The sequence below is a fragment of the Pseudoalteromonas sp. EB27 genome (genome assembly GCF_001974875.1).
Classification (GTDB): Bacteria; Pseudomonadota; Gammaproteobacteria; order Enterobacterales; family Alteromonadaceae; genus Pseudoalteromonas.
This window is the reverse complement of sequence record NZ_MTQD01000004.1, coordinates 86,471-97,841: the sequence shown is the minus strand read 5'-3', so window position 1 is coordinate 97,841 and position 11,371 is coordinate 86,471. Positions and strand designations below refer to the sequence as shown.

The 11,371-nt window shown below is 41.6% G+C and carries 8 protein-coding genes; all 8 read right to left on the bottom strand.

Going from position 1 to position 11,371, the window contains the following annotated elements:
• Window positions 1–31: 31 nt before the first annotated feature.
• Complete coding sequence (locus tag BW142_RS05975) at window positions 32–2,692, bottom strand: glycoside hydrolase family 16 protein (RefSeq protein WP_076924248.1); 2,661 nt, start codon at window positions 2,690–2,692, stop codon at window positions 32–34.
• A 421-nt stretch (window positions 2,693–3,113) separates the two neighbouring features.
• Window positions 3,114–3,905 (bottom strand): sterol desaturase family protein, encoded by a 792-nt coding sequence (locus BW142_RS05970; RefSeq protein ID WP_076924247.1) that lies wholly within the window; start codon window positions 3,903–3,905, stop codon window positions 3,114–3,116.
• Window positions 3,898–4,578 (bottom strand): CDP-alcohol phosphatidyltransferase family protein, encoded by a 681-nt coding sequence (locus BW142_RS05965; RefSeq protein ID WP_076924246.1) that lies wholly within the window; start codon window positions 4,576–4,578, stop codon window positions 3,898–3,900. Before BW142_RS05965 ends, BW142_RS05970 begins: the two co-directional genes overlap by 8 nt.
• A 44-nt stretch (window positions 4,579–4,622) precedes the next feature.
• The gene (locus tag BW142_RS05960) at window positions 4,623–5,261 is read right to left on the bottom strand and encodes an ATP-binding cassette domain-containing protein (protein ID WP_076924245.1); all 639 of its coding nucleotides are present in this window, start codon (window positions 5,259–5,261) and stop codon (window positions 4,623–4,625) included.
• A 55-nt stretch (window positions 5,262–5,316) separates the two neighbouring features.
• Window positions 5,317–7,071, bottom strand: coding sequence for an ABC transporter permease subunit (locus BW142_RS05955; protein WP_076924244.1), 1,755 nt, complete (start codon window positions 7,069–7,071; stop codon window positions 5,317–5,319).
• A complete protein-coding gene (locus tag BW142_RS05950) occupies window positions 7,068–8,402 on the bottom strand; it encodes an ABC transporter substrate-binding protein (protein ID WP_076924243.1) in 1,335 nt (444 codons plus the stop codon). The genes BW142_RS05955 and BW142_RS05950 overlap by 4 nt, the downstream gene beginning before the upstream one ends.
• A complete protein-coding gene (locus BW142_RS05945) occupies window positions 8,389–9,207 on the bottom strand; it encodes a DUF547 domain-containing protein (RefSeq protein WP_076924242.1) in 819 nt (272 codons plus the stop codon). The genes BW142_RS05950 and BW142_RS05945 overlap by 14 nt, the downstream gene beginning before the upstream one ends.
• A gap of 2 nt (window positions 9,208–9,209) precedes the next feature.
• The gene (locus BW142_RS05940) at window positions 9,210–11,363 is read right to left on the bottom strand and encodes a bifunctional TVP38/TMEM64 family protein/FAD-dependent oxidoreductase (RefSeq protein ID WP_076924241.1); all 2,154 of its coding nucleotides are present in this window, start codon (window positions 11,361–11,363) and stop codon (window positions 9,210–9,212) included.
• Window positions 11,364–11,371 lie beyond the last annotated feature (8 nt).

The window sequence follows — 11,371 nt, the reverse complement described above, 5'->3', positions numbered from 1 at the left end:
AATAGACGCTAAGCGCCCATTGGTGTGTGTTTTATGGATTTGCAATAATCACGTTATCTATACGGTAAAGCGCGCCATCGCCCATGTCCCAGCTAGGAAAAACCATAATTACGTTTAATGCGCTAATGTCTAAGCCTGCATCAAACAATTGCTGAAGAGGGAAGGTGTATGTTTGCCATTCGCCCGTTACAGGTGCTTGGCCCTCAACACTGCTTGATAAAGCAAGCTCTACTGCGCTTGATGTACCAATTGATTCAATTTTAAATAGCCACTGAGCATCAATATTTGAAGGCGCAGAGACTAGTTTCATATCAAATTGAACTGCACCATTGTCAAGTATTGCAGAGGCATCAAACGATACGTCTTCATCAGCTATAAAGCCCATTACTGTAGCAGTAGAACCAATGCTAAATTGCGCTACTGCGCCATGCGCGTCATCATCGGTTTCTGTTGTTGGTGTAGAGCCACCACAACAATCCCAAATACTCCATTGCTCGGCCGCTGCATCTTTAAATACAGTAAGCTCACCCGTTGCAGCTGGCGCTGCATTTGGATTATAAATTTTAACGTTATCTACACGGTAAACAGAGCCTTCACCTGCACCCCATGCTGGGAAAATCATTAATACATCTATAGTACTTACATCTAAGCCAGCAGCTGCAAGATCAGAGAGTTTAAATGTATATGTTTGCCACTCTCCAGTAACTGGTGCTTCGCCTTCAACACTTGCCGTTAATTCAAGCTCTACTGCAGAGTCACCTTCATTTGACTCAACTTTAAACAACCACGGTGTAGCTGGATCGCTAGGCGCTGAGGTTACTTTTAAATCAAATTGAATAACACCTTCATCTAAAATGCTACTAGCATCAAACGATTCGCCTGCGCCACCTGACGATGTGCGGCTATTAAAGCCCATTACAGTAGGCTCTGCACCAATGCTAAATTCTGCGGTTAGACCATGTTCTTCATCATCCATGGCTTCAACTGGGGTTGAGCCACCACAACAATCCCACATTGGCCATGCTAGATTTTGCTCATTTTCAAAAATAGTAAGCTCAGGTGATACGCCTAAGTTATCTTGAGTAATCTCAACATCGTCAATTAAATAAACAGCGCCTTCACCTGCGCCCCATGCTGGAAACACCATGATCACATCAATTGCGCTAATATCTAAATCTGCAGCATCTAAATCTTTTAGTAAAAATGTATAAGTTTGCCATTGGCCAACAACAGGGCTTACGCCTTCAAGACTATCTGTAATTGGCATTTCTAGTGCGCTAGAACCTTCATTACTTTCAAGTTTTACAAGCCAAGCTGCATCAGCTGTGCCTGGTGCACTTGTTACTTTCATTTTAAAGCGAACGTAACCTTCATCCAGCATTGGAGATGCATCAAATGGGCTAGCTTTTCCTGCTTCGTCAGTAATAAAAATTTCACGGCTAATAAAGCCCATTACTGTGGGTTCTGCACCTACTACAAATTCAACTACATCACCTTGGGTTTCATCTGCAACAATAGCGGGAGTAGAACCACCACAACAATCCCATGCAGGCCAGTTTGGATTAAATGACTCACCAAAAATAGTTAATGGTGTTGCAATGCCTGTCGAAGGTGGGCTAGGAATTGGTGCATCGCCTTCAAGCAAAGCATCATCTAGGCTATTGTAACCAGGGCGAATAGTTTCACAGCCTTTACCTGTTTCAGGGTTCGATGCACATTGATAAACACGTACGTAATCAATAGCAAAGGTTTGGCCATTTTCAAATGCGCTAGCATCTACACCTAAATCATTTACGTTTTCAGGCCAGTCACCACCTACTGCTAGGTTTAGTAATAAGTGAAAGTCTTTATCAAATGGTGCGCTATCCCAGTGAGTTTCAAGCTCGCCAGAACCTTGTTCAAAATATTCTGCAAACCAGCCACGATGTTTTAGACCTACAGCCTCGCCACTTGCATTAGTACGAACTTCAGATTGACGCTGAGTTGCATAAAGGTAACCGTCTACGTACCAGCGAATTTCACCTTCTTGCCATTCAACAGCATACGTGTGGAAGTCATCTGCTGGATTAGTATCTTCAGGGAATTTGTATTCTTTACCTGTATAGCTGTTATCTGGCCACGCGCGTCCGTAATGAAGGGTGCCGTGGATACTAGACTCTATACCGCCATCTTCATCTGGTGTTTTAAGGTTTACTGATTCTAAAACATCTATTTCGCCAGAACGAGGCCAAGTGCCGTAAACCTCATCAGTTGGTAGCATCCAAAATGCTGGCCAGCTACCTTGTCCTGATGGAAGTTTGGCGCGCACTTCAAAACGGCCATACGTAAAGTCGGCGTTATAACGCGTATTTAAGCGTGCTGAAGTGTAAGGTTTTTCTGCACCTTCCTCAGCGGGTAGGGCAACAATGTTTAACACACCGTCTGCAATAAATGCATTTTGCTCGCTGTCGGTGTAACACTGTTTCTCGTTGTTACCACCGCCATCGCAGTTTAATTCATAGTTCCATTTGTTTGTATCAATGGCTGAGCCTTCAAACTCGTCGCTCCAAACCATTTGCCAATCTGAAACTGGCTCAGAGGCATCTACATTTTCAAAATTTGATTTAGTGGCAGAGTCGCCACCACAGCCAGCTAACGTAACTAAAGAGATAGCGGCAAGTAAACGTGTAATGTGCGTTGTTTCAATGTTCATAACTGAACCCCGGTTTCAACAGATTATTGTCAGATTAATTGTTTTTTGAGCTTTGTTTTTTCATGCTGTAAGCGCTTACATTTTGATATGTGTTTTGTAAGCGCTTACAAATGATATTGTGGAGTACGCAAATGGTCAACATATTTGTTTATTTTATTTACAATTAGTTTACGGTAAGACCAGTTTACCAATTTTAGATTGTATATAAATTGCAGTTTATACAATTAGTTATGTTGTTTGTGTTTTTTGATGGGAGCGTGAGCGGAATATTTTTTACGTCAAAAAAGTAGGAAAGGACTTAACAATTAAAAGGTTAGTTACAGGTATATTTATAGTATTTAAGGAGTATTTTGTTTATACCAATCTACATAAAAGCAATTTTAAGTGGATTGGTATTGTATGAGATAAAATATGCTTGTTTTTACTTGTTTTTAAAAGGCATTGTAAGTAACCCCAAAAGGGACGCATTTTGGTTTTGGCTTGGGTATTCTTTTAAGCCAATATTTATATCTGCGTCGGTTTTTTTAGCTTTACCTTTGTAACTACCAAATAATTTATCCCACCAAATTACACTAAAACCATAGTTTGAGTTAGTTTCGCTAACCACTTGGCTATGGTGAATTCGATGCAATATTTGCGTCATTAGTATTAAACGCAGCGGCTTTTCAATGGCATTAGGTAGGCGTATATTTGCATGATTAAATAGTGCTAAACCATTAAGTGTTATTTCAAAAATAAGTACTGCAATGGCAGGTACGCCAAGGGCAGTTACTGCAATGAATTTTATAAGTATGCTCAGTACAATTTCAATAGGGTGAAAGCGCAGCCCTGTACTGGTATCTACGTGTGCATCGGCGTGATGTACACGGTGTAAGCGCCATAAAATAGGCACGTTATGGAATAACCTATGTTGCCAATAAATTAATATATCGAGTAAAAGTATGCTCAATATAATAATTAAACTGCTTGGTAGAGCTATTTGATTAAATAAGCCTATGCCGTGCTCTTGATTGTAAAGTGCTACGGCGGTTAGCCCAATGGGAACCACTAAGCGCGCAACAACTGATGAAGCAAACACTAACCCAAAGTTAGCAAACCAACGTGTACTGCTTTTTATTGGTGATTTGCGCGCTGGTTTTTGCGCTTCAAGCAGCATCATTATAACTAAAATGCTAAAAAAGAAGCCTAAGCGCCACCATACTTCATTAGTCATCTATTACCTCAGAATTTGAACTGCTAGGCACGTTTTCAGCTGCTTTGTTAGCATCGGCTTCTTGTTGCTTAAGTGTGTGATAACCGCCATGTATACGGGTAAAAATAGTTATGCCACACGCAATAGCAAAAATGCTCGCCATAACCGCAAAGTGCTGCGGCCAAATACAAAATGCAATAAATAGCGCTATTGTTTCAGTGCCTTCGGTTAAGCCGTTTAAGTAGTAAAAGCTTTTATATTTAAATTGCGGTTTTTCGAGTTTAAATTTTTCGGCGGCAATCGCAAAAGCTAAAAAGCTTGAACCCGTACCAATAAAAGTAGCAAGTAATAACGATCCCGCTATCGCGTTTTGTTCAGGGTTTGCCAAAATAAAGCCAAGCGGAATAGCCGCGTAAAATAAAAAGTCGAGTGTGATATCTAAAAAGCCACCAGCGCTTGAACTTTGGTTTGCATAGCGTGCTAATGCGCCATCAAGTCCATCTAAAATTCGATTTAAAGCAATGGCAACTAATGCGCCGTACCACATTTCAAACGCCAGTAATGGCACTGCTAATAAGCCAACTAAAAAGCCAACCACGGTTAGCTGATCGGCGGTTATGCCGCGTTTATGCATAAGCATAACCACAGGTGTTAACAGTGGCTTAATTACAGGGGTGATAAATTTGTCTAGCATGTTTGTTGCCTTATGCGTTTAAAACTATTCATTAAAGTCATGTATTAAAGTGCGCTACTTAAAGTAATGAGTTTGCCATTTGCAGCGTCGGCATCGCTATGATCATGAGTAACCATAATTGCAGGTAGCTTATGATCGCGTATTTGGCTAAACACGAGTTCGCGTGTATCAACACGCAGTTGGGTGTCGAGTTTGCTAAAGGGTTCGTCAAGTAAAATGGCTTTAGGTTCGCTCAGCAGCATACGTAATAATGCAACACGGGCTTGTTGCCCACCTGAGAGGTTATCGGGGTGACGATTACCCATGTCTTTAAGACCGACTTTTTCAAGTGCGTGTTCTATTTTTTCAAGGCGTTGTTTTTTATTACCTTTGGGCATTGCAAAGGCAATGTTACCAGCAACAGTTAAATGCGAAAACAATAAAGCGTCTTGATAAAGCACTCCAATATGGCGTAAGTGTGGAGGGGTGTTATCGATATTTTGACCATTAAGCCACACCTCACCATTAGCCTTAAAGCTACTTGGTAAAGTACCCGTAAGCCAATTTAATAAGCTTGATTTACCACTGCCTGATGGGCCCATAATAGTCAGAATTTCACCGCCATTAACTTGCTCGTTTAAGCTAAGTAACAGTTCATTTTGGCGATAAAGCTGACAATTTTTAATCTGTAACGATGACTGCATTAAAAAACCTTAACCCTGATAGTGTTAAACATGGGTGCTTTACATATGTGCACGTTTAAACACGTGCACTTTTGAAAAAATATTTAGGTAAACCCCATGCCAGTATAAATCCAATAAGCGGTAACACCATTTGCATAATAGCGTACACGGCACTGGTGCGTCTGCTTGCGCCATTGGCAAGCGTAACGGCTTCGGTTGTTATTGTGGCTATGCGCCCGCCGCCAGCTAAAAGCGTGGGGAGGTATTGTCCAAAACTAATAGCTAAGCCCAGTGCGGCTGCAATTAAAATAGGGGCAAACAACTGAGGTAGTTTTACTTTAAAAAACACCTTACATGGCGCTGCGCCTAAGCTTGCTGCAACATGAGCGAAACGAGGGTCTAAACGTCTATAGCTGCTCGCAAGTGACAAAAACACATAAGGCAGCACAAATAATAAATGCGTAAGTACTACATTAAAAAATGCGGCTTGGTTATTTACCAATTGTTGTATCCATACTAGCCCAAATAAAAAGGCAATACTGGGCACTAATAACGGTAAGTAAATAATTAAACTGGTAAAACGAGAAATAGGTTTATCACTCAACTGCTCTGATTCTAAACACAATAAAGTAAGAATAATGGCAAATAGCGTGGTTACTAAACCGATTGCTAGCGTATTAAAAAGCGGGCTGCCCATTTGCATTAGCGCACTTTTAAAATGCAGTAGTGTAAATTGTTCAGGCATTGCCTCTGGAAAGCGCCAAAAACCTGCAACCGACCACATAACTAAACCAATAAGCGACAATAGTATAAAGCTAATTACTAATGCGGTGAGTACGACCGTTATTTTTTGCCAATAAAATCCGCCGTATTCACGCACCCCATTAGTGAGCGAGTCGCTAAATAATACTTTTATGGCTTTTTCTCCGGCAAGCCAAAGGGCTAACAACCCGCCTGTAACAGCCAGTTGTAATAAAGCACCTGCTGAGGCTTTAATACGCAGGTTTAAATCAACATCGTTAAACCAATGCATTATTGCAACGGCCAACGTGGGTGGTGTATTTGGGCCTAAAATGAGTGGCATTTCTACACTGGCACTTGCATAGGCAAGCACGGCTAAAAGGGGTAAACGCAGCAGCGGATAAAGACTTGGCAGTATTACTTTAAAAAAGGCCGTCATTGGGCAATAACCCAAGTTAAGCGCAACCTTATGTTGTTGGCGTAATTTTTTGCCAAGCTCAGGTTGAGCAAGTACGCCCAGTGCCATTAATAATAAAAAGGGAAGCTCTTTGAGTGTTAAGCCTAAAATAATACTAATACCGAACGAATCATGCGGAAACATGCCGTTTGGCGCAAGTTCCCAGCCGCTTAACCAAGGCGACGCTAAGCGTGAAATCATACCTGAAGGGGCAATTAAAAACCCCACCGCAATAGCGGCGGCGGCATGAGGTATAACTAATATAGGGCTCAATAAACGCTGAATTCGGTTAAGCCACGGGCTGTTAAAAAACGCAGCTAAAATCATTAAGGTAATGATAAATGCAAGCAAAGTACTTATTAAGCCCGTTGCAACGCTTAAGGTAACCATTTGGGTAAGGCCAGGTGTTTGCCAAAGGGCATTAAAACCTTGCAAGCTAAACGTTGTTTGCTCAAGTACGGGCGCATAACCAAAGGCTGGCAGCAATACGCTAATTAAGCCACCAAGTACGGGTAATATAAGTAAAGCGAGTAAAAATCGCGGGCTAAATTTTACAATGCGCGTAAACATATCGGTGCTGCACTGCGTTGTTGCTTTGGTATTTACTGGTACACTTTTTGAAATGACGCTCATTGGCTTACTCCATAACGGGTTTGCCAACCTTGCATAATGGCGTTTACCCAGCTTGGATGAGGTTCGCTCAATGTGCGTTTAATACTGTTTAAAGGCAGTGCACTTGGATGCGGTTTAGCTGTTTTAAATAAGGCTTGCTGATCAGGCGTTAATGTTGATTGAATAAGTACGCTTTTATCGCCCCATATATGCGCTTTTTGTTTTTCAGCTTGCGCCTCAGGGCTCATTAAAAAATTAGCCACTAATTGCGCACTTTGCTGGTGGCTTGCATTGTAAGGGATTGCCACAAAATGGGTATTACTTAAACTGCCATCACTCATTGCATAGCTGCGAATGCTGTTTGGTAGATCATAGCGTTTTACAGCAGCCGGTACTTCTGGTGCAGAAAAAGTAAAGGCTAAACTCAACTCTGTATCGTCTACTAAGCGGCGCATTTGAGCACCACTTTGCATAAAATGAGTGCCACCACGCCAAAGAGTTGGGTGTAATTTATCTAAAAAGTCCCACAGTGGGTTTAACACTTGCGCTGTATTTTTAGTTGTAGCTGGTTGGTTTAGCTGCGCTTTAATGTTTTCGCTGCTTTGCTGGTGCAGTACAACTAAGGCGTATTTTAAAAAGCTCATACCTAAAAAGTCAGGCGGCTTTGGGTAGCTAAAGCGACCAGGGTTTTGCGCGCTCCAGTTTAATAATTCGTTTAATGTCGTCGGCAATTTATTGTTTGCCTTACCATTTATTGCAATGCTGTCGTAATAAAATGTAAGTGACGCTTGCCCCCATGGAGCCTCCATACCATTGGTAGGTAAACCAAAGTCAAAGGTTACAGCAGGGTTGTTAGCCGGATCGGTTAATGCAAAGTAGGGGAGTTTATTAGCCCATTCTTTTAAAAGCAGAGAGTGCTCACGCATGGTGGCAAAGTTAGCCCCGTTGATCCACATTAAATCTACGCTGCCTTGGTTGTTATTGTTTGCTGATTTTTCGGCAAGTACACGGCTTACTGCTTCACTGGTATCGCTTAATTTTACATGCACTAGGTTAATGTTGTACTTAGTTTTAACTTGCTGCGCTGCCCATTGAATATAGGCATTTATTTGCGCGTCGCCGCCCCATGCATAAAAGTATACATCTTGATTGCGACCAAGTGTTTGAACTTGTTGCCAGCGAGATCCCTGTTGTGTGTTAATTACTAAATTACTTTTACTATTTGAGTTAATAACGGGATTAGCAAACGCAGTGCTCGAAAAAACAGCTAAATTTACGATTGCACAAACGCAAAACGCGACACAGCAAAAGCTGTATCGCGTCAGTGTTTGCCAAAACTTAATGGCGAACATTTAAATCCCAGTTGTAGTCTAAAAATTTAACTTTCATGTCATCATTCTTAAGTGCTTTTTGCTGAGCGGGTATCAGTTTAAGGGCATCAGGATACTGCAAGAAAAACTGCTGTAGCGTGTTTGCACCTCTAAAGCCTTTTTCAAAGTCATCGCCGTACCACTTAAATATTGAAGACACGCTTAGCGTATTTTCTTGAGCCATATTACGTGTCATATCTGATAAAAAGCGCACCGTTTGCTCTTGCAATTGGCTTTCTAAATCAGTGGCTGTATACGCTTCTTCTCGAAGCGCTGGACAACCAATACTCGCGCAATTTACCGCAAAGTGAATGCGAGGGTCGTTGTATTTACCGCTGCCACGTATTAAACCATGCTCAATATCATCAAGGCTGCGAGTTTTGCCAAGTAATGGCACAAACTCTTTACTCCATGGTGAGCTAAAAAAGCTCCCTAAGTCTTTAATTGATTTAAGATCTGGGTACTTTGTCAATATAAGTTCAACAGTCCACGCATTATAAGCATTGATTAAAAAAGCGAGTTGCTTAGGCTTTTCCCATGCGTCAAATTCGCTTTGCGTTACAGCCGTTAACGAATCTAAATACGTTTTTAGCTGTGCATGCTCACGTTTTATGGCAGCGTAATCAACCTCAGTACTGTGATTATGGTTAATAGCGACAACATGCTTATTTAACAATGCATTCCAGCTATCGTGCATGTTTTGGGCTTGGGCCGAAAATGACGTTGTAAACGATGTTACAACTAAAGCCGAACCAAGTAGTAATGCTTTTAGAGGTGTTTTAAACATAATTAACCTCGACGCCAAGTATGGTATTTTTCAAGCAAGTTAAGCACTTTTTCAGGTGCATGAGCGCGTTTCCACTCGCCTGCTGCGTACTTATTACCTTCAGCCCAAGTAGGGTAGCTGTGTATAGTACCGAGTATTTTATTAAGGCCTAAGCCGTGTTTCATTGCCAGTACAAACTCAGCAATCAAATCGCCAGCGTGTTCAGACACCACGGTAACACCGAGTATTTTGTCTTTGCCTTTGGGTGTAATCACTTTAATAAAGCCTTTTGTAGCGCTGTCGGTAATTGCGCGGTCTAGCTCTTCAAATTCAAAGCGAGTAATTTCGTAATCTATGCCTTTGTCTTTTGCGTCTTGCTCGTTTAAGCCAACACGTGCAACTTCTGGGTCAATAAACGTAGTCCACGGAATAACACGGTAATCTACTTTAAACTTTTTAAGGTTACCAAATAAGCCATTTACCGCTGCATACCAACCCTGGTGGGCTGCCACATGTGTAAACTGGTATGGACCTACAATATCGCCTGCTGCAAAAATATTTGGGTATAGCGTTTCCAAGTATTCGTTAGTTACAACAGTACGGTTTGTTTCTATGCCCAGCTCTTCAAGGCCATAACCTTTAAGACGCGCACTTCTACCAACGGCACATAATAGCTCGTCATATTCAATATCTATTTCTTTGTCGTCATGCTTAACAACAATATATTTTTTACCATCGCGCGTTTCACAGCGAAGTGCTTGGTGCGATGTTAAAATATTAACGCCACTTTCGGTTAACGCTTCGTGAGCAAAAGTAGACACTTCAAGGTCTTCTTTGATCATGATGCGTTCGCTCATTTCAATTTGCGTAACACTTGAACCTAAACGAGCAAAGCTTTGTGCTAATTCGCTACCAATTGGACCGCCACCTAGTACTACCAATTTTTTAGGTGCCTCATCCAGCTCTGCAAATTTATTCCACAATGTATCGCTTGTTACATAGCCTGTTTCTTCAATGCCAGGTAGTGGCGGTACAAATGGGCGTGCACCAGTTGCAATTACAATAGTACGAGCGGTGAGTGTTTGCGTGCCACCGTCGTTAAGTTTAATTTCTACAGTCCACGGGTCGATTAATTTACCGTAACCTTTTACAACATCTACGCCTAAGTCGGTGTAGCGCTCAACACTGTCGTGTGGTGCTACATCGGCAATTACTTTGTGTACACGTGCCATTACTTTTTTGAACGAAAACTGCGGTGTTGCGTTTTCTAGACCGTAGTTTTCACCGTGGCGAATTTGCTCTGCAATTTTAGCGCTTTTAATAACTGCTTTACTTGGAACACAACCGTAGTTTAAACAGTCGCCGCCCATTTCGCCCGCTTCAATAAGGGTTACTTTTGCTTTAACAGCAGCAGCAATATAACTTGTTACCAAACCACCTGCGCCTGCACCAATAACAATCATGTTACGATCGAATTTTTTAGGCTTAGTGTAGTTTTTGTATACGCGACGTTTTTTAAACACGTTTAAGATTCCTTTAGCAATGAATGGGAAAATGCCCAATAAAGCGAATGATAAGATTAAGTTGAATGATAAAATTCCAGATAAGCTCTCTATTTGCGCCAGTTGCGTACCTGCGTTAACAAATACAAATGTACCGGCGAGCATACCTGCTTGGCTTACCCAGTAGTAAGTCCAAGACTTTATTGAAGTAACACCCATTAGTAAGTTGATTAAAAAGAACGGAAACACCGGCACTAATCTAAGCGTAAATAAGTAAAATCCACCTTCTCTTTCAACGCCTGCATCAATGGCGGCTAATCGCTCAGGAAAACGTTGTTTAATAGTGTCACGTAGTAAGTAACGCGATACTAAAAAGGCAAGTGTTGCGCCAATAGTTGAGGCAAAAGATGCAACCAATAAGCCTTCAACTAAGCCAAACAATGCACCTGCGGCAAGTGTTAAAATAGCGGCGCCTGGTAAAGAGAGAGCAGTTACTACTACGTATAGTAAAAAGAACCCACCAATAACGAGTAACGGTGACTGCTCTTTGTATTGGTTAAACTGATCCATCGATCCTTTTAAGCCATCAAGCGTAAGTAGTTGGTGTAAGTCAAAATGAAAGAACAGGCCGACGGCGGCCGCTGCAATCAATAATAGAAATATTTTTTTAATCATGTTCTCTC